General features: G+C 33.3%; 14 protein-coding genes and 1 CRISPR repeat array. Of the genes, 9 read left to right on the forward strand and 5 right to left on the reverse strand.

Annotated elements, in window-relative coordinates; translation table 11 throughout:
* Window positions 1-23: 23 nt before the first annotated feature.
* The gene (locus tag B2745_RS12345; protein WP_304067056.1) at window positions 24-641 is read right to left on the reverse strand and encodes a response regulator transcription factor; all 618 of its coding nucleotides are present in this window, start codon (window positions 639-641) and stop codon (window positions 24-26) included.
* Between the two features lie 90 nt (window positions 642-731).
* Between B2745_RS12345 and B2745_RS12350 the strand changes: the two genes are divergently transcribed.
* Complete coding sequence (locus B2745_RS12350; protein ID WP_304067059.1) at window positions 732-2,696, forward strand: tetratricopeptide repeat-containing sensor histidine kinase; 1,965 nt, start codon at window positions 732-734, stop codon at window positions 2,694-2,696.
* Between the two features lie 18 nt (window positions 2,697-2,714).
* Window positions 2,715-4,646 (forward strand): tetratricopeptide repeat-containing sensor histidine kinase, encoded by a 1,932-nt coding sequence (locus tag B2745_RS12355; protein WP_304067061.1) that lies wholly within the window; start codon window positions 2,715-2,717, stop codon window positions 4,644-4,646.
* Window positions 4,647-4,700: 54 nt separating this feature from the next.
* Here B2745_RS12355 and sucD read toward each other — a convergent pair whose 3' ends face one another.
* The 4 genes from sucD to B2745_RS12375 all read right to left on the reverse strand — a co-directional run bounded on the left by sucD (window position 4,701) and on the right by B2745_RS12375 (window position 9,539).
* Window positions 4,701-5,579: a succinate--CoA ligase subunit alpha gene (gene sucD / locus B2745_RS12360; RefSeq protein ID WP_026904166.1), complete on the reverse strand. Its 879-nt coding sequence runs from the start codon at window positions 5,577-5,579 to the stop codon at window positions 4,701-4,703.
* Window positions 5,580-5,730: 151 nt separating this feature from the next.
* Window positions 5,731-6,738, reverse strand: a complete 1,008-nt coding sequence (locus B2745_RS12365; RefSeq protein ID WP_304067064.1) for an NAD(P)H-dependent glycerol-3-phosphate dehydrogenase — start codon at window positions 6,736-6,738, stop codon at window positions 5,731-5,733.
* 111 nt (window positions 6,739-6,849) lie between these two features.
* The gene (locus B2745_RS12370) at window positions 6,850-8,187 is read right to left on the reverse strand and encodes an efflux RND transporter periplasmic adaptor subunit (protein ID WP_304067067.1); all 1,338 of its coding nucleotides are present in this window, start codon (window positions 8,185-8,187) and stop codon (window positions 6,850-6,852) included.
* 11 nt (window positions 8,188-8,198) lie between these two features.
* The gene (locus B2745_RS12375) at window positions 8,199-9,539 is read right to left on the reverse strand and encodes a TolC family protein (protein WP_304067069.1); all 1,341 of its coding nucleotides are present in this window, start codon (window positions 9,537-9,539) and stop codon (window positions 8,199-8,201) included.
* A gap of 46 nt (window positions 9,540-9,585) precedes the next feature.
* Here B2745_RS12375 and B2745_RS12380 point away from each other — a divergent pair, with 46 nt between their 5' ends.
* The 7 genes from B2745_RS12380 (at window position 9,586) to cas2 (ending at window position 20,321) form a co-directional block, all read left to right on the forward strand.
* The gene (locus B2745_RS12380; RefSeq protein ID WP_304067071.1) at window positions 9,586-10,215 is read left to right on the forward strand and encodes a polysaccharide deacetylase family protein; all 630 of its coding nucleotides are present in this window, start codon (window positions 9,586-9,588) and stop codon (window positions 10,213-10,215) included.
* Between the two features lie 186 nt (window positions 10,216-10,401).
* Window positions 10,402-12,669, forward strand: coding sequence for an aconitate hydratase (locus B2745_RS12385; RefSeq protein WP_304067073.1), 2,268 nt, complete (start codon window positions 10,402-10,404; stop codon window positions 12,667-12,669).
* A gap of 157 nt (window positions 12,670-12,826) precedes the next feature.
* Entirely contained in the window at window positions 12,827-13,807 is a 981-nt protein-coding gene (locus B2745_RS12390) for an acyl-ACP desaturase (RefSeq protein WP_304067074.1), read from the forward strand.
* Between the two features lie 346 nt (window positions 13,808-14,153).
* The gene (cas9, locus tag B2745_RS12395) at window positions 14,154-18,446 is read left to right on the forward strand and encodes a type II CRISPR RNA-guided endonuclease Cas9 (protein WP_304067075.1); all 4,293 of its coding nucleotides are present in this window, start codon (window positions 14,154-14,156) and stop codon (window positions 18,444-18,446) included.
* A 4-nt stretch (window positions 18,447-18,450) separates the two neighbouring features.
* Window positions 18,451-18,924 (forward strand): HIRAN domain-containing protein, encoded by a 474-nt coding sequence (locus tag B2745_RS12400; protein ID WP_304067076.1) that lies wholly within the window; start codon window positions 18,451-18,453, stop codon window positions 18,922-18,924.
* Window positions 18,925-18,953: 29 nt separating this feature from the next.
* Window positions 18,954-19,988, forward strand: coding sequence for a type II CRISPR-associated endonuclease Cas1 (gene cas1, locus B2745_RS12405; protein ID WP_304067077.1), 1,035 nt, complete (start codon window positions 18,954-18,956; stop codon window positions 19,986-19,988).
* 3 nt (window positions 19,989-19,991) lie between these two features.
* Window positions 19,992-20,321 (forward strand): CRISPR-associated endonuclease Cas2, encoded by a 330-nt coding sequence (gene cas2 / locus B2745_RS12410; protein ID WP_304067078.1) that lies wholly within the window; start codon window positions 19,992-19,994, stop codon window positions 20,319-20,321.
* Window positions 20,322-20,441: 120 nt separating this feature from the next.
* Window positions 20,442-21,474: a CRISPR direct-repeat array (repeat unit 46 nt; unit sequence GTTGTTGTAAATATCAGTAGTTCAAAGAATGAAAGCAAATCACAAC).
* Window positions 21,475-21,525 lie beyond the last annotated feature (51 nt).

Genomic DNA, 21,525 nt, shown 5'->3' on the forward strand with positions numbered 1-21,525 from the left:
TTGTATCCGTAACTTTACGTAGTTTATATGATTTTTTTTGAGAATGCGTATTTAATTAAGCCAACTGTAGACGTAGATTTTGTTTTTCTTAATAGATTTTTTCTGTGCGTTTCTACTGTACGCTCGCCAATAAACAGTTTTTCAGCAATTTCTTTACTGGTTAATTCTTCACAAAGTAATTTTAAGACTTCCAATTCTCTATCTGTAAGCTCTGCCTCCTCTGGGGTTTGTGTATAACCTTTTACCAATAACTGGCTGATTTCTTTACTCCAAAAATGCCCGCCATTAATTACAATGGTTATGGCTTGTAAGAGTTCATGGTGTGTATATTTTTTTAGAAGATAGGCATCAACGCCTGCTGCAACCATCTCTTGTACCATTTGGGCTTCATCATGCATGGTTAAAACAATCACCTTTAAATCAGGAAATAATTGTTTTACTTGTTTAACTAAATTCAACCCACTCATGTCTGGCATACTATAATCGGTAACCATTAAATCTATAGCGGTAGACTTTAATGTAGCCAATGCAAAAGCACCAGAAGTTACCTTATGAATACTTTGTGGTTTCAAATGCTCTTTAATAAGATACTCTACACCCTCGCTAAGGATAATATGATCATCAACTAATAATATATTCATGAGTAAAATATTTGCGCTAAGATATTATCTTTAAATTAAGAAATGCAGAGCTAAAATCAACTTATCTTTATCGCTAATCCTAAAAAATCCGTGATTATCAAAAGTAAACCTCAACTCATCAACTTTAAAGCCTTTTGGCTTATCGTATTTATATATTTTATAGGCCTATCCAACATGCAGGTATTAGCCTTTACCAAAATTGATAGTCTTAAACAATTACTTAAAAGCAAGCAAAAAGATACCGAGGATGTAATGGCTAAGATTTGTTGGGAGTATAGATACCATTATCCTGATAGTGCAAGGTTGTACGGAGCGAAAGCAATTTCTTTAGCCCAAAAAAATAATAACCTACCTGTACTGGCAATTGCTTACCATAATTTAGCTGTGGTATATGAGGCTCAAAGTAATTTTGATAAATCTTTGGAACTCAATTTAAAATCTCTAGCTATTAAAAAAAGAATAAATGATGTTATTGGCATAGCCAACAGTTATAACAATTTAGCAGGTATTCATGATCAGAAAGGAGATTTCCCAAAAGCAGTTTCTTATTATAAACAAGCTTATGAGATTTATAAAAAAAATAATAGTAAAGAAGATGTTGCCATGATTAATTTAAATCTGGGAATTCTATTTAAAGCGCAAAAAGAATATAAAAAGGTTTTAAAGTACTATTTAGAAGCTTATGAGATTTATAAAGAATTAGGTAAAACTTTTGAAATGGGAGCAAGCGAAGCCAATTTAGGCTCGGTATATTTCTATTTAAACAACTATCAGAAGTGTTTATATTATTCAAAACTTGCAGAAAAAAAATTTATTGACTTAAAAGTAGATAAATTTTTACCCGTAGTAAGGGCAAATATAGGTTTAGCTTATGGAAAAATGGGGAATTTTAAGCTATCAGTATCATTTTTAAAAAAAGCGATACAAGGCCATACCGCATTTAACAATAAGAAAGAGCTGGCTTTTACCTTCATTCATCTGGCTAGAAATTATGTGCCGGTTAACCCGGATTCGTCACTTGCCTTTGCCAAAAATGCTCTTAAACATGCCACAGATTGTGCCTCTATTCCAGAAATGATGGATGCTAGAAAATTACTTTCTGATATTTACGAGCTTAAAGGAGCGCATAAACTAGCCTTAGAAAATTACATCAGTTATAGTACCCTAAAAGACTCTTTGTTTAAAATAGAAAAACAAAAAGAACTCAATCAGTTTAATGTGTTATTTGAAACAGAAAAAAAAGAGCGCAGAATTACTGAATTAAATCAACAATCAGCCATACAAAAACTTGAAATAAAGCAAACCAATATTTACCTCTATGCCGCAGTTATCTTTATTGGTTTTTGTGTTTTATCTGCTTTTTTACTACTCAACAGACAAAAAATTAAAAATCAAGTGAGGCTTCAGCAAGAAATAAACAAACAACACGAAATTACTACAAAAGAGATTTTTAAAGCAGAAGAAAGAGAAAGAAGGCGTATTGCTTCTGATTTGCATGATGGAGTAGGCCAGCTACTATCAGCCTCATTGCTAAATTTTAACAGCTTGATAGCCAAAACAAACTTACAAGACCCACAACTGATATTGTTATCAGAAAAATCTATCGCACTTCTAAATGAAAGTTATGAGGAAATGAGGTCCATCTCCCATCAAATGATGCCTAATGCGCTTTTAAAGTCTGGCTTAGCGTCTGCTATCAGAGAATTTATCAATAAAATTGATCATCAAGCACTAAAAATAAGTTTAGAAATTATTGGCTTAAACCATAAATTAGAGGAAAACATAGAAACTGTTATTTACAGAGTTATACAAGAAGCAACAAACAATGTTATTAAACATGCCAAAGCTACTGCATTAACCATTCAGATTTTACAGGATGAGGAAGGTTTAACCGTATCTATAGAAGATAACGGCGTTGGCTTTGATAAAGAAATACAGCACCTAGGTTTTGGTTTAAAAAATATGCAGAACAGGATATATGCCATGAAAGGCACCATAGAACTAGATAGCAGACCACATAAAGGCACACTCATCACTTTCTTTTTACCGGTTTAAAATCCAGATTGTAGCTATATGATAAACGCTTATGTAAAACTTCTTTTAATTACCTTATTAAGTTTGTGTATTTATTTTATACCTCTAAATGCACAAGAAACGGATGATGTAGAGCTTAGGAAAAAAATAGACCTTTTAAACGAGCAGGCTAGAAAAAAACTACTTATGCCCGATAGCATGATTGTTTATGCAGAACAAGCCTACCAATGGTCTGATAAAGCAGGCTATGCCAAAGGGAAGGCAAATGCGCTAAAGTTTAAAGGTATATATGCGCATGCAAAAAGTAACTTTAACCAAGCTATTCAGTATTATCAGGATGCCTTAGAGATTTTTACCACCTTAAAAGATGATTTGGAAATTGGTAAAGCAAACCTCAATATTGCAACTTCTTATAATCATAAAAACGAATACCCTTTAAGCATACAATATGGTTTAGAAGCCTTAAAATATTTCAGGAAAGTTAATGACCCCAATGGTGAAGGCCGGGTTTTAAATTTATTAGGAATAGCTACCTACATACAGGGCGATTATAAAACAGCATTGAAGTATTTTTTTAATTACAACCATCTGGTACAAAAAGCAAAAGACGAAAATGAGATTGCCAGCAGCTTCAATAATATTGGCTCTGCTTATGAAAAGCTTAAACGACCAGACTCTGCCATATTTTACTATAAAAAGGTTCTGGCTTATGAAATAAAAAAGGGTTCTGAAAGCAACCTTGGTATGACCTATCAAAATATAGGAAGCCTTTATAACAGCATCAACAAGCATAAGCTTGCTCTTGATTTTCATCAAAAAAGTAAAACCTCTTTTGAACGGGCAAACGATAAAAAATACTTAAGTCATAGTTATTATAATATTGGTTTATCCTATAAGCTTTTAAAAGATACTATAGCAGCTATAAGTTGGTTTAAAAAAGCAATGAACTTAGCTTCAGCTATTCAGGAAACAGAAATACTGAAAGAAACTTACCAACAGCTTTCTAAAATTGATGCCTCTGATCAAAACTTTAAGCAAGCTTACCAAAAGCTTCTTGTATCAAATCAAATGCAAGATGCTATACTCAACTCTGATAAAACAAAAATTATAGAAGAGCTTAAAACTAAATACGAAACAGAAAAAAAAGAACTTAAAATTGCAGACCTTAACCAGCAGGCACAAATTAATCAGCTACAACTAAAACAAAAAAACAGCTATCTCCTGTTTGCAATTATTGTAATAGCACTAGGTATTTTAACAGCCTACCTTCTTTTCAATCGGCAGAAGATAAAACAACAAATGAAATTAAAAGAAGAGGCTAGCAAACAACAAGAGCTAATGGTTAAAGAAATTTTATTAGCAGAAGAAAGAGAAAGAAGACGTATTGCTAGTGATTTACATGATGGCGTTGGCCAAACACTCTCTGCCGCATTAATGAATTTACATGGTTTAGTTTCAAAAATAAATTTGCAAGACAAACAACAAAGTTTATTTGCAGAAAAATCACTCTCCTTGCTTAATGAAAGCTATGATGAAATGCGCTCTATTTCGCACCAAATGATGCCCAATGCTTTAATAAAATCTGGATTAACTTCTGCTGTAAGAGAATTTATCAATAAAATTGACGAGCAAAAACTTAAAATCAGTCTTGAAACAGAAGGGTTAGATGAAAAGCTTGATGAAAATATAGAAACTGCTATTTACAGAATCATACAAGAAGCGGTTAATAATGTGGTTAAACATGCCAAAGCTTCAAAGCTTAGTATACAGATTTTTAAAGACCCGCAGGGCATCACCCTAACTATAGAAGATAATGGAATTGGTTTTAATGTGAAGGAAGTGAATCAGACTTCTGGCATAGGATTAAAAAACATACAAAACAGAGTACATTCATTAAAAGGAAATTTAGAATATGACAGCCGTTTTGGGAGTGGCACATTGGTAAATATTTATATCCCAATAAGCCCATAAAAAAAGGCCGGATTGAGATTCCAGCCTTTAAAGTTTATTTTAGATTATTATTGTTTATGCAAGTTTTGCTAATTCTTCTGCCATTGCAGCACCAATACCAGCAGGAGACTCCACTACTCTGATACCACATTCGCTCATGATTTTCATTTTAGCAGCAGCAGTATCTTCTGCACCACCAACAATAGCACCAGCATGCCCCATTCTACGTCCTGGAGGCGCTGTTTGACCAGCTATAAAACCAACTACTGGTTTTGTTCCGTGTTCTTTAATCCAACGGGCAGCTTCTGCTTCCATACCACCACCAATTTCACCAATCATGATGATACCATGCGTATCCGGATCATTCATTAACAACTCTACAGCATCTTTAGTTGGGGTACCAATGATAGGGTCGCCACCTATACCAATAGCCGTAGTAATACCTAAACCTGCCTTTACTACTTGGTCTACTGCCTCATAAGTTAAAGTACCTGATTTAGAAACTACACCAACATTACCTTTTTTGAAGATAAAACCTGGCATAATACCAATTTTAGCTTCATCAGCAGTGATAATACCTGGACAGTTAGGTCCAATCAAACGGCAATCTTTATCTGCTATATATTCTTTAACCTGAATCATATCCTTGGTTGGGATACCTTCAGTAATACAAACGATAACTTTAATTCCAGCTTCAGCAGCTTCCATAATAGCGTCTGCTGCAAATGCCGGAGGTACAAAAATGATAGATACATCTGCACCAGCCTTCTCAACTGCTTCTTTAACCGTATTAAATACGGGTCTGTCTAAATGGGTTTGTCCGCCTTTTCCTGGTGTTACACCGCCAACAACGTTAGTTCCGTACTCAATCATCTGGGTAGCATGGTAAGTACCCTCATTTCCGGTAAAACCTTGAACAATAACTTTCGAATTTTTATTTACAAGTACACTCATGGTCAATTTTTTGTATCGCAAAACTAAGATAATCGGCTAAAACCGCAAAAGATTTGGCAAATAACTTTCTAAAAAAATAATTTGTGGCATTCAACAGATAAAATAGCGTAAAAAGCCAATTTCAGATCTTTTTACTTTCTACTTAAATCCTTCAAGTCAAAACCTCTGTTAATAATTTCATTTCTATATGTGGCGAATGTTTTTCATAAAGAATGGCATAAACAGCTCTAGCAATAGGCATGTTTACTTTATAAGTTTTGTTAATTTGGTGGATAGAGTTAACCGCATAGTACCCTTCTGCAATCATATTCATCTCTAGCTGAGCTGATTTTACAGTATATCCCTTCCCTATCATATTACCAAAAGTTCTGTTCCTGCTAAACTGAGAGTAAGCAGTTACCAGTAAATCGCCTAAATATGCGGATTCTTTAATATCTCTGTTAATCGGGTGAATAGCAGCAACAAATCTCTCCATTTCTCTGATAGCATTAGAAATTAATACCGCTTGAAAATTATCTCCATAACCAACACCATGGCAAATACCACTGGCAACTGCATAAATATTTTTTAAAACAGCAGCATACTCAGTCCCATAAATATCATCAGAAATATTTGTTTTGATATACCTATTGCTAATCATTGAGGCAAATGTTTCTGCCAATTGTAAATCTGGCGAGGCTATGGTTAAATAAGAAAGTTTTTCTAACGCTACTTCTTCGGCATGGCATGGCCCACTAATTACTACAATATCTTCAAACGGTACTTGATATTGGTGATGAATAAACTCGGCTATAATTTGATTTTCATCAGGAACGATGCCTTTAATTGCCGAAATAATTTTTTTTCCTTTTAAATCTTTCGGAGTTAAATCAGCAAAAGCATCTTTCAAAAATGCTGCAGGTACATTTAACAATAAAATTTGTGCGTTTTTTACGGCCTTTCTTATATCAGTATAAATATGATTTGCATCTACCTTAATCTCTACAGATGATAAATAGTTGGGGTTGTGTTTATATTTACGAATATGCTCAGCAGCATCCTCACTTCTCATCCACCAATAGATATCTTTTTCCAACAAATTGTCGCTCAGCATCTTCACTATTGCTGTTGCCCAACTACCACCTCCTATAACGGCTATCCTGTTTAACTTATCCTGCATGGCTGAATAAATAGTTTTTAAATAAAAATGTCCCGCTCTTGAGCAGAACGGGACAAATTACAGATTTTCCTCGAAAATCAAACGATTGCGTGATCTAAGTTAACCCAATCACTATTTCTTTTCGGTATTAAAAAGCTTTGATTTATCTACAATTTCAATCTCTATTTTATCTTTTAAAGTTTTAGATATGGCAAAGTAAGGCGCACTAATTACTTGCTGACCAGCTTTTAAACCCGATAAAATAATGATGTTTTGATCATCCTGAATACCTGTTTTAACAGCTACTTGTTTAGCCAACCCATTCTCTGCAACAAAAACATATTCTTTAGGCTTTTCTTTACTTTTTCCATTTTTCTCTTCGTTATTGCTTGGTCCATCCTCCTTATTCTCGTCTTTATTTTCTTCTTGCCTAATGGTTACACTTTGTATTGGAATAACCAAACCTCTTGTTTTTTCTGTTTGTATATCAACTGTTGCAGATAAACCAGGTTTAAAAGGTGATACATCAGCATTTTGTTGTGCTAAATTTTGATAAGATGTTTTCAGAATTCTAATCTTCACTTTAAAATTAGTTACCTGATCTGCTGTTTCTCCTACCACATTTGCAGAACTTGCAATTTCCGTTACAATACCCTTAAACTTTTTATCCAAAAAGGCATCCACTTCTATAATAGCGGTATCGCCTAAGCTTAACCTATTGATGTCATTCTCATTTACATCCACATTAACTTCCATACTATTTAGATTAGCTATGGTCATCATCTCTGTACCCGTCATTTGTGCTGTCCCTACAACACGCTCTCCTCTTTCTACAGAAAGTTTAGAAACAACCCCATCCACCGGAGCATAAATATTGGTACGAGCCAAGTTATCACTAGCTTCTTTTACAACAGCACCAGATTGTTCTAACCCAAATTTAGCTCCTATCAGATTTTGCTTAGCTGTTTCTAAGTTTGATTTAGCCGTTAAATACTCCGCTTGTACAGCATCAAACTCTGCCGCGGATATTACTTTTTCTTTATAAAGCGTTTGGTTTCTTTTATATCTAGCTTCTATATTCTTGAAATTAGCCTGCGCCTGTACAATTTGTTGTTGTGCACTGGCAACTGTTGCTTTTTGTGCATTGTATGAAGCTACTGTTCGCTCATATCCAGAAGCTAAAATATCTGGTTTTATCTTACATAAAAGCTGACCTTTCTTTACCATATCACCTTCTTTAACATGAAGCTCTACAATTTCTCCAGACACCTCAGGACTCAGTTTTACTTCAATTTCAGGCTGTATTTTACCACTTGCAGAAACTGTTTCAATAACATCTTTAACTTCTGCTTTGGTTACAGCCACTTGTATAGCTTTAGGCTTACCTATCCAGCCCATTTTCTTACTCACAACAAGTGCAATAGCAACTACACCTAATACAATTAATATATTTCTTAATTTCTTATTCATTTTGTATTGATTTATAAATTGATAGGATTACCTAAATAAAAGTCGATAACTTTTGCTCTAAAAAGCAAATCATACTTGGCCTGTATAAAATCAAACTGAGCTTTGTTATAATTGGTTTGAGAAGTATTTAACTCTATAGCATTAGCCAAGCCCACATCATACCTTTTCTTAATGACTTCAAATGCGTCTTGTGATGAAGTTAAGCTGGATTGCGTAGAAACATATCTCTTTTCTGCTGAACGTAAATCTAAAACTGCCTGATTGATGATTTTATTCAAATTGTTTTTAGCAAGCTGCTCTGTTACTAAAGCGTCTTGATATCTTATTTTGGCGATGTTAACACCAGATCTAGAACGATAATTATTAAAAATCGGAATACTTAAATCAACACCAATGAATTTACTCACGTTATTTTCTAATTGACTTTTAAATGAAAAAGGTGAAATATTAGAATAAGATGTCCCTAATCCGCCACCAAAAGAAAGAGAAGGATAATACCCTCCTTTTGCGACTTTTATAGCTGTTTTTAGTGCTTCCGCATTATATGCTGCAAGTTTTATATCAGGATAATTTTCAACTGCTTTCATGTAAACCTCATTTCCCTCACGATAAACATGTGTATATTGAAGAGATACATTAGGAGTTTGCACTATAATTTCTTGCTGAGGATTTAACTCCATCAATTGCTTTAACTCTAAAATTGAGAGGTCATAAGCATTTTTAGCATTGGTCAAATTCAACTCATTAGTTGCCAATTGGGCTTTAACTTGAGATAAATCTGCTAATGTTTTATTACCAACATCAAAATTCTTTTGTTCAACATTAAGTTGAGCATTTGATAATGCTACTTGTTGCTCACTTGCCGTTATTAAATCTCTATTGGTCAGAACCTGTAAATAAGATGTAACTACTGAAAGTGTAAGGTCATTTTTAACTTTCTCAATATTGGTCTTATCTGCCAGTAGTGTTACTTTATTTTGTAGAATTTGGTTTCTTAATTGCCCACCTTGAAAAAGAGTGACGGATGAATTTAAATTTCCATTTAAACCATCTGCGTCATTAACAAGACGACCAGTAATTTGATCAAAGAATAATCCGAAACGCCTATTAGCAGAAGCAGCCCCTCTAATATTGGGCAAAATTTCATATCTCGATTGTTTAAGGTTCTCAGAAGTAATATCCGTCTGAAATTGCGCCTGCTTAACCTGTAGATTATTTTGCAAAGTTAGCCTAATTGCCTCATTAAGATCAATTCTTAGAGAATCTTGTGCTTTTACTATTGATGAAAGAATCAGAAAAAAGGCAAAAGCACTAAAATTCTTAAGTAAAAACTTCATTTTAATATATTTCATATTTATATTTCATCTTTGCTTCTTATAAATAAAGCAATCTTAAGCAATGTATTTGGTTAAAACACCCTGGCTACTAAAAAAGTTCTATCCTAAAAACTTAGTTTGGAACAATTCCAGAGCTGAAAAAATTATTTATTTGACTTTTGACGACGGACCCATACCTATTGTTACACCATTTGTGTTGGAAATCTTAAAAAAGTTTAATGCCCAAGCTACTTTCTTTTGTATAGGAGAAAATATCAACAAACATCCTCAAATTTTTGAACAACTTAAAACCGAAGGACATGCCATAGGAAACCATACTTATAACCATCTTAACGGCTGGAAATCAGATGATAAAACTTACCTCCACAATATTTTAAAGTGCCAGGAATTAACTCAGACAAATATTTTCAGACCTCCTTACGGAAGAATTAAAAAGTCGCAAATCACGTTATTAAATCAATTTCAAAACAATCAGGATCTAAAAATTATCATGTGGGATGTTTTAAGTGGAGATTTTGATACACAACTATCTCCAGAAAAATGTCTAAAAAATGTTTTAAAACAAACAGAAAATGGCTCTATAGTAGTTTTTCATGATAGTTTAAAAGCTTATGACAGACTTAAATACACACTTCCAAAAGCACTGGAATTTTGGCAATCCAAGGGTTATAAATTTCATTCAATTCAATAAATTTCTTCTATACAGGTAAATTATTTTTATAATTTTCCAGAATCCATTCAAGAATTGATCATTTACCCTATTTAGACTCTATATAAATAATAAAAGTACACATAAATGGCATTCTAAAGTGCTTTTTTTTGTAAATTAGCCGCCCAACATAGAAACGTATATTAAACTTATAATCAATTCAATACCATGGCATTTGATTTAGACATGATCAAAAAGGTTTATAGCAACTACGGAAGCAAAGTTGATGCTGCCCGTAAAGTTGTAGGAAAACCTTTAACTTTAACAGAGAAAATACTTTACGCACACCTTTGGGATGGAAATGCTCATACAGCTTTCAAAAGAGGTACAGATTACGTTGATTTTGCTCCAGACCGTGTAGCTATGCAAGATGCTACAGCACAAATGGCTTTATTGCAATTTATGCAAGCTGGCAGGCCACAAGTTGCGGTACCTTCTACTGTTCATTGTGATCACTTAATACAAGCAGAAGTTGGCGCTGATAAAGATTTAGCAACTGCAAATATTCAAAATAAAGAAGTTTACGATTTCCTTTCTTCTGTTTCTAATAAATATGGTTTAGGATTTTGGAAACCAGGTGCGGGTATTATTCACCAAGTAGTTCTAGAAAACTATGCTTTCCCTGGCGGTATGATGATTGGTACAGATTCTCATACACCTAATGCTGGTGGTTTAGGGATGATTGCTATTGGCGTTGGTGGTGCTGATGCTTGTGATGTAATGGCTGGCCTAGCTTGGGAGCTAAAATTTCCTAAACTAATTGGTATTAAATTAACCGGGAAATTATCTGGCTGGACTTCTGCTAAAGATGTTATCCTTAAAGTGGCAGGAATTTTAACAGTAAAAGGTGGTACAGGTTATATCGTAGAATATTTTGGAGAAGGTGCTCGTTCACTATCTGCAACAGGTAAAGGTACCATCTGTAACATGGGTGCAGAAATTGGTGCAACAACTTCCATATTTGGTTATGATGAAAAATCAGAAGCCTACTTAAGAAATACAGCCAGAGCTGATATTGCTGATTTAGCAAATGCTGTAAAAGAACACTTAACCGGTGATGATGAAGTTTACAATAATCCAGAGCAATACTTTGATCAAGTAATTGAAATCAACTTATCAGAATTAGAACCACACATCAATGGTCCTTTTACACCTGATTTGGCTTGGCCTATCTCTAAATTTGCAGCAGCTGTTAAAGAAAACGGATGGCCAGCAAAATTAGATGTTGGTTTAATTGGCTCTTGTACAAACTCTTCTTACGAAGATATTTCAAGAGCAGCCTCTCTTGCACAACAAGCTATAGACAAGAATTTGATTGCTAAATCAGAATATACCATCACTCCAGGTTCAGAACAAGTAAGATACACTGTAGACCGCGATGGTTTCTTAGATACATTTGGTAAAATGGGTGGAGTTGTTTTGGCAAACGCTTGTGGTCCTTGTATTGGTCAGTGGGCTCGTCATGGTGCAGAAAAACAAGAAAAAAACTCTATCATCACTTCTTTCAACCGTAACTTTGCAAAAAGAGCTGATGGTAACCCAAATACACATGCTTTTGTTGCCTCTCCAGAAATGGTTACTGCATTAGCCATTGCTGGCGATTTAACTTTTAACCCATTAACAGATACCTTAACCAATGAAAAAGGCGAACAAGTTAAACTTGATGAGCCTAAAGGTTGGGAATTACCAGCTAAGGGATTTGCTGTTGAGGATGCAGGTTACCAAGCTCCGGCAGAAGATGGCAGTAAAGTTGATGTTTTGGTAGATCCAAAATCTTCAAGATTACAATTATTAGATCCATTTAAAGCGTGGGAAGGCACAGACCTTAAAGGTTTAAAACTTCTTATCAAAGCTAAAGGAAAATGTACAACAGACCATATTTCTATGGCTGGTCCTTGGTTAAAATTCCGTGGCCATTTAGATAACATTTCTAACAACATGCTTATTGGTGCTATCAATTATTTTAATGATAAAGCTGATACCGTTAAAAATCAATTAACGGGCGAATATGGTCCGGTTCCTGCAACACAAAGAGCTTACAAAGCTGCTGGCATTGGTTCTATCGTTGTAGGAGATGAAAACTATGGTGAAGGTTCTTCAAGAGAACACGCAGCCATGGAGCCTCGTCACCTAGGTGTAAGAGCAATACTGGTAAAGTCTTTTGCCCGTATCCATGAAACCAATCTGAAAAAACAAGGTATGTTAGCTTTAACATTTGCTAACCCTGCTGATTATGATAAAGTTCAAGAAGATGATTTAATTGATATCATCGGTTTAAATCATTTCGCTCCTGGCAAATCACTTCAGATTGTTCTTCATCATACAGATGGTTCTTCAGATACATTTGAAGTAAACCATACTTATAATGAGCAGCAAATAGAATGGTTTAAAGCCGGAGGTGCATTAAACATCATTAGAAAAAATATGGGAGCTTAATTCTTCCTTGATCATAACACACAGAAAGGCTACCAAAAGTAGCCTTTTTTTATACCCTTTAATTGCTCGTGTAATCAAGTCATTACCTTAATAAGTAAAAGATATTACATATTATAATGCTATATGCTTATATTTGAATATAATATCAATAATTTTTATGTTAGAATTACCCGTTGGATCAAGAAAAGAAGTAATGACGTATTTAGAACCTTTCATGTTAAATGAAATGTCTGAATATTTAAAGCCTGTGGAAGAGATGTGGCAGCCAGCAGACTTTTTACCAGACTCTAGCAAAGAAACTTTTTTTGACGAAGTAAAAGAACTACAACGCAACACCAAAGAACTTTCTTACGATTTATTAGCTGTTTTAATTGGTGATACCATTACCGAAGAAGCTTTACCAACTTATGAATCATGGTTAACCATGGTTGATGATGTTTCTAGAAATGAACAAGGAGGATGGATGAGATGGGTAAGAGCTTGGACAGCAGAAGAAAACAGACATGGCGATTTACTAAACAAATATCTGTACCTATCAGGCAGGGTAAACATGAGGATGATGGAAGCCTCAACCCAATACCTTATTCAAGATGGTTTTGATATAGGCACTGGTCATGACCCTTACAGAAACTTCATTTATACCTCTTTTCAAGAAATGGCAACCAATGTTTCGCACAGAAGAGTTGCAAGTTTAGCTAAACAAGTTGGCGATAAACTACTTTCTAAAATGTGTGGTGTTATTGCATCAGACGAAGCCAGACACGCCAAAGCATACAAAGCATTTATCAGCAAAGCATTTGAAGTAGATGCCAGCGAAGTGATGATTGCTTTTGAAGATATGATGAAAAAGAAAATTGTTATGCCAGCTCATTTTTTAAGAGAAATAGGCTTAAAAATGGGGCAAACTTTTGGTCACTTCACAGATGCAGCACAAAGATTAGGCGTTTATACTGCTATTGATTATGTAGACATCCTAAAAGAACTTATTGTTGATTGGAAGATAGAAGAAGTTAAGGATTTAAATGAAGCCGGCGAAAAAGCCAGAGAATACTTAATGAGATTACCCGATAGACTAATCAGAATAGCAGACAGAATAAAAACCCCAACTCTAGAATATAAATTTAGCTGGATATTATAATATTACAGATTATCTTCATTAAAACGATTTAAACCGATATGTATGTATCGGTTTTTTTTGTTTATGAAATTCTTATCAGTTATTGAGAAGCCTTAATTGTAAGTCAAGACGAGTTACAAATTAATCCTCCCTTTGATTAAAAATAAACAGTAAAAATTTTACACTACAAGAAACAAAAAAGCCCCGAAGATAGTCGAGGCGCTAAATGTTTTCACAACGGAATAATCCTTATTGTGATTTGCTTTCACTATCAAAGGTATAATTTATTTTTTAATTACAAATACGGAAAACCGTAAACTGTAAAAAAAATTATTTATATATTTATCTTAAAAATTAATTAACTACTATGACAAAACATATATTAGGCCTTGATTTAGGGACTAACTCTATTGGATGGGCGTTAGTTCAACAAGATTTTGAAAATAAAAAAGGAGAAATTCTTGGAATGGGAAGTAGGATTATTCCGATGGGAACTGATAAACAAGATTATGAGAAAGGAGTAGGAATAACTAAAAATGCTGACCGAAGAACAAAGCGTAATATTCGTAAAATGAATAAACGTTATAAACTTCGCAGAAATAAACTATTATATATCCTACATAAATTAGGAATGCTGCCCGAACAATTTCAGTTCAAGAATGGTATTCCTGAACCTACTAAAATTCAAGATTTGGAGCTTCTTCCTATTAAAAAAGGAACTTTGCAATTAAATTCTTTGAAACATTACCAATTAAGGATAAATGCATTAGAAAAGCCCATTGCTCTTGAAGAATTGGGAAAGGTGTTGTATAGTTTCAATCAATTGCGGGGTTATTCAGGCGGAAATAATGATGATGACACAAGAAATAAAAAAAAAGAAGAAGATAATGATGATGAAAATGATGTTATAAAAAATTATGAGGTTATTACTCAAAAAGTTCTCATAAAGAAAATTGAATTATCAGGCAGTAAATTTCAAGGAAGAGGAAAAAATAAAGGACAGGAATTTAACAAGTTCGATGTAACTGTTTTGATAGATGATGAAGAATTAGAAGGTGAAACAGAACTTCAAAACTTATCTGAAAAAATAAATCAGGAAGAAGAATTAGAAATACGAATCAGAAGAAATAAAAAAGGGGATATAACATCTGTAGTTTTTGCTTTGCCTCAAAAAACGAATTGGCGTAAGCAAATGGAGAAAACAGAAGAAGACCTTAAACAGGGGAATTTGTATATCAGCCAACTGATTTTACAGGATTTAAAACAAAATAAATGGACTAAAATCAGAAATCGAGTTTTTCTGCGTAGTCGCTATCAAGCGGAATTTGATGCTGTTTGGGATATTCAGAGCAAAGCTCATTCTATTTTAAATAATTGCCCAAAAGAAACGATAGAAAAAATAGCGAATTATTTGTTTCCGGGAAAAAGTGAAACACAAGAAAAATTAAGACAGGCAGCAATAAAAAATGGCTTGAAATATATTATAAAAGAGCAAGTAATTTATTATCAAAGACTATTAAAACCCCAAACGGAATTAATCAGTAAATGTCCTTTTGAGAAAGAAGAAACAGTTTTAGCTAATTCTCATCCATTGTTTCAGCAATTCAGATGCTGGAAGCAAATTAACAATTTGTACATTACTTCAAAGCAAGATGTGTATAATGAGAAAAAGAAAAAGAATGTTTTTCAATACACCGATAGATTTTTGACTAATGATGAAAAACAAGAAATTTTTGATAGACTCCAAACTCAAAAGCAATTAGGTTTTAGCGAGGTTTCAAGAATTGTAAAACTAAAAAGTGACAAAACCGAATATTTAAACGGATTAAATGTAAAAGCGAAACTTATTGGTTGTGATACGCAAATCACAATTAAGAAAGTTTTAGGAGAGCATTTTGAAACACTTAATTCGATTGATAAAAAGGCAATAGAAAAAATTTGGGAAGCTATTTTTAATAATGCTAATAATGGTAATGAATATGACCCAAATAGTTTAAAGGTTTCTTCAATTAAAGAAGTTTTAAACCCACTAAATGATGAAGATTTAGCGACAGAGTTGGCTTTGAAATTTGCCCAAAGTGTTAAGTTCCCAAGAAAGTATGCTAGTCTTTCTGAAAAAGCAATCCTCAATATTTTGCCTTTGATGCAATTAAGTCCTAAAAATGTCTCGGAACAAATAAAAATCAAATTTGACAACATTAAAGACAACATAGAAAGATTAAATAAAAATGAGAGTGTTGATATACAAACAGGAGAAATTTTTAATGATTTACAAGATTATGTAATTGATTTTGTTCAAAGCAATCCGAATGCTCTAGAAAAAGGCGGAATTATGGAAGCTTTTGCGATTTCTTTAGTTTATGGTAAACATACGGCTGAAAAAATTTCAGCACAATTCAAAGACTATCACGAAATACAGAGAGTAGATAGAAATTTACGAAATCCGATAGTGGAGCAATTAACCAATGAAACGATGCAAGTGGTTAAAGCCATTTGGAAACAATACAAATTCAACCCCGAACAACTTGAGATAAGAGTGGAGTTGGCTAGGGACTTAAAAAATAGTGCAAAAGAAAGAGATACGATTTATAAAGGACAAATCAAAGGGCAGAAAACGAATGAAAGGATTAAAAAAGTTTTGACTGAAAATAATATTGATTTAACAGAAAGAAATATTTTGAAATATAAACTATATGAGCAACAAAAATTTATGTCGCCATATACACAAAATGAAATAATTCCATTCAGTGCGTTATTTGATGATAAACTTTATGATATTGACCATGTTATTCCCAAAACAAGATATTTCGATAACTCGATCTCTAATTTAGTAGTTTGTGAAACTAATATTAATGAAGAAAAAAGCAATCGTACTGCTTGGGAATATATTTCACAACAAAATTCAAGATATAAAATTCAAAGTACTGATGCTTATCTGAAGCATGTTAATGAGAATTACTTTGGCAAAAAGAAGAGGAATTTATTACTTGAGAAGATCCCGACCAATCTTGTAGAGCGTCAATTAAGAGATACCCAGTATATTTCCATAGCTGTAAAAAGCGAATTAGCAAAAATTGTAGGAAGCGATAATGTAAAAACAAGTACAGGAGAAATAACAAGTTTTTTAAGAAGCCGTTGGGGATTGCGAGATTTATTTATGCGTTTGACACAAGACCGATTTAAACAAATGGAGCTTTGGGATATGAATAAAGAAACACAAAAAACAAACGATGACTGGGTAAAATTAGAATTTGATGAAAGAAAGAATAAAAAAGTTTTAAAAATCAAAAATTGGAGTAAGCGATACGACCACCGTCATCACGCTATTGATGCGTTAGTTGTGGCATTAACAGAGCAAAGTCATATCCAGCGGTTGAATAATCTTAATAAGTATCTGCAAGATGAACTTTTAAAAAGAAAAGAGGAATTTAATCTTGAAGTAAAAGAAGATGAGACAATTCTAGAAGCATTTTTCAATTTAGAAAAAAACCGGAGAGAGAAAATACAAAGACAGATAGAAAGTTCAAGACATTTTGAAAAACCGTTCGAAGATTTAGTTAAACAAGCTCAAACACTTTTGGAAGCAATGGTAGTATCTATTAAGCCAAAAGATAAATTAGGAATAAAGAAAGATGATAGGGGTAACGCTCAATTGAAAATAAGAGGGGCTTTACACCAAGAAACCAATTATGGTAAAACAAAAGACCCTAAGACAGGATTATTGCGTGACACCAAAACTATTGATATATCGAAAATAACAGCAAAGGATATTTCTCAAGTCATTGATGAAGTTCTCAAAATTGAGATTGATGATCACAGAAAAAAATATGATTCTATGAAAGAAGCCTTTATGGGTGAAGGATTAAAAGCATTTAATGAAAACAGGTTTCAAACAAAGAAACCTACTGAACACAAACCACCTGTTTATAAAGTAAAAGTATGGTACAGTAATAAAGTGACGGAAGAAAGTACATTGCAACGTCTATATGATAACAATGACAAATTAAACGTTGTCACAGGCGACAATTATCTGTTTATGATTATGGAAAAAGCAGGTAAACGAGTTTTTGATATTGCTTCTCTATATGATTCTGCTGATATAGCTAAAAGGGCATTGCGTGAGAAAGACGAAAACTATAAACAACGTATCTGCGAAGATTATAGGATAAAACACAAAGACAAACCCGAGAAAGTTTTATTTACATTACAACAAAATGATTTGGTTTATCTTCCAGAAAATATAGATGACCCTGTTTTAAACTTAAATAAGGACGAGTTTAAAGGATGGTTAGATAATATTGAAAATAAAAGTAAATTTAGTAAGCGTGTTTACAAAGTAGTTATGTTCACAGGAAAGGATTGTAAGTTTATTCCTCATAATTATGCTAATACAATTATTATAAAAAAGGATTTAACGGATGAACAAATAGAAGATATCAAAAGTAGAAATGAAGGAAAGAAAAGTATTCCTAAAAATGAATTAAACTTTGTTGAATTTGGTTCTTATAGAGATTGTTCTCCTTATGAAGCTGGAGAAGTTTTTATAAAAAGTTTAACAATAGATAAGAATGAGAAGAAATCAGCATCTAAACCGTTGAAAATTCAGGATAGTTGTATCAAGTTAAAAATTGATTGGCTAGGCAACATCTCAAAAGCATAATATTATGGACCGTAACCATTTTCTAAAATCGTTAGGTCTAGGTGCCGGCGGATTAATACTTCCAAATAACAATTTCATTAATACAAAACTTGTTAAAATATACGACAACTATGTTAGAGGATTATCTCATTACGATTTTAGAAAGGCACAAAAATTAATAAAAGATGGCGATGAATTAAAACTATTACGCGAACCCGAGAACATTTACGATAGTTTTGCTATTCAAGTAAATTCTCAAGAATATCGTTTAGGTTACATTGCAGCTTATGAAAATATCATCCTCGCCAATATGATGGATTCAGGAGTTAACATCAAAGCCTATGTTAGCCAAAAAGACTTACAACGTTACCCGCATGAAAGCTTAGCTATAGAAGTATTTACAGAACTCATTATTCCTAATGAAAAGTTTATTGATAATTTATTAGCTCAAAACAGAGCTGATGATTTAGCAGACATTTACCGTTTAGGAGAAATTTAAATGAGAATAAACCCTAGTGAAAAACTAAAATGATTAAAAGAACCCTGTACTTCAGTAACCCAGCTTATCTTAATCTAAAAGACAGGCAACTACAGATAGATCTCCCCCATTTAAAAACTTTGGGAACAGAAGAATCCGTTAAATTGGTACCTATTGAAGATATAGGTGTTATCATTTTAGACCATCAGCAAATAACCATAACACATGCTAGCATCGCTGCTTTATTAGAGAATAAAGTAGCGGTAATTACTTGCGATAAAAGCCACCATCCAACAGGCATGCTTCTTCCTCTTGATGGACATGATACGCAAAGCGAACGTTTTAGATATCAAATAGATGCCTCATTACCTTTAAAAAAGCAATTGTGGCAACAAACTGTACAAGCTAAGATTTTAAACCAGGCTGCCGTTTTATTTGAAAGAGGTATTGCTTGCGAAAATATGATTCATTGGGCTAAAGCTGTACGCTCTGGAGATCCGGATAATTACGAAGGCCGAGCAGCAGCTTATTACTGGAGAAACGTTTTTCCTAAAAAACTAGACTTCTTTAGGGGTAGAGACGGCGACCCTCCTAATAATTTGTTAAATTATGGTTACGCTATTTTAAGAGCTATTGTTGCCAGAGCTTTAGTTTCTTCTGGACTATTACCAACCCTAGGCATACATCATAGAAATAAGTATAATGCTTATTGCTTGGCCGATGATATTATGGAGCCCTACCGCCCTTTTATAGATAAAATTGTGCTTAAAATTATAGATAATGGCGAGAATTTCTTAGAGCTAAATACTGCCATAAAATCTCAATTATTAAGTATAGCCAGTGTTGATGTAAGTTTTGAAAAAGGAACTAGCCCTTTAATGGTGGGCTTACAATATACCACAGCTTCATTAGCTAAATGCTATGAAGGTACGGTAAGAAAAATAAATTATCCAGTAATGAGAGATTTCGATACCAGACGAGTAAGCTATCTAAAAAATGATGATGATTATCAAAATTATGCTGCTGAAAAAACCACAAAATATGAAAGTAAAAAAAGTACAGACGAGCCCGAATTACCTTTTTAGGAAATGCGCTTAAATCAATATCGCGTTTTGTGGATATTGGTATTTTTTGATTTGCCTACAGAGACTAAAAAAGAAAGGCAGATATATACTCGCTTTAGAAAAGATATCATGCGAGATGGCTTTTCGATGTTTCAATTTTCCATTTACCTGAGACATTGCAGCAGTCGTGAAAATGCAGAAGTTCATATAAAAAGAGTAAAAAAACTGCTTCCTGCCAAAGGGCATATCGGAATCATGACCATAACAGATAAACAATTTGGGATGATGGAACTGTTTTATGGTAAGGAAGAAAAGAACCTGCCCAGCACACCACAACAGCTAGAATTATTCTAAAACAAATTCTAGCATTTAAATTTTAAACATAAAAAAATCCGGAAGATATACTTACCGGATTTTTTTAATTCCTGATTTTACATTTAAACTACTGATTTACAATTTCTTATACTAAGGTATGTTGTTGTAAATATCAGTAGTTCAAAGAATGAAAGCAAATCACAACTTGGCCGGGTTTACCCTGATGCGGAAAAATGTTGTTGTAAATATCAGTAGTTCAAAGAATGAAAGCAAATCACAACGATAATACAAACCAAACGATTGATTTATTGTTGTTGTAAATATCAGTAGTTCAAAGAATGAAAGCAAATCACAACAATACAATACTGTTGTAACTCTCTAACAGTGTTGTTGTAAATATCAGTAGTTCAAAGAATGAAAGCAAATCACAACGGATTACAAACCCAAACTATACAAGAAACAGTTGTTGTAAATATCAGTAGTTCAAAGAATGAAAGCAAATCACAACCTCTCCATATAACTGGTAAAAGATTCTCTAGTTGTTGTAAATATCAGTAGTTCAAAGAATGAAAGCAAATCACAACACCACATAAGGGCATTTCCCAAATAACCCTGTTGTTGTAAATATCAGTAGTTCAAAGAATGAAAGCAAATCACAACTGCTTGTTTGAATAGTATTCTTTAATGCACGTTGTTGTAAATATCAGTAGTTCAAAGAATGAAAGCAAATCACAACTTATAAGTTAGGTATTACCTCTTCACTCATGTTGTTGTAAATATCAGTAGTTCAAAGAATGAAAGCAAATCACAACAGAAGTTCATTCATGTTATTGTTAAACTCTGTTGTTGTAAATATCAGTAGTTCAAAGAATGAAAGCAAATCACAACATGATACTAATGTATATATTATTTTTTTTAGTTGTTGTAAATATCAGTAGTTCAAAGAATGAAAGCAAATCACAACAATGATAGTGGTATAACGTTTATGAACTCTGTTGTTGTAAATATCAGTAGTTCAAAGAATGAAAGCAAATCACAACTTTTGTGTATGTGGCCACACAATACTAAATGTTGTTGTAAATATCAGTAGTTCAAAGAATGAAAGCAAATCACAACCAAAAGCGTTCGCGTCCCTGCTGGCGGATCGTTGTTGTAAATATCAGTAGTTCAAAGAATGAAAGCAAATCACAACAGCTGCTATAGCTACTCTTAAAAAGTCTTAGTTGTTGTAAATATCAGTAGT

It is taken from the genome of Pedobacter glucosidilyticus, from assembly GCF_002483235.1.
In the GTDB taxonomy this organism is placed as follows: Bacteria; Bacteroidota; Bacteroidia; order Sphingobacteriales; family Sphingobacteriaceae; genus Pseudopedobacter; species Pseudopedobacter glucosidilyticum_B.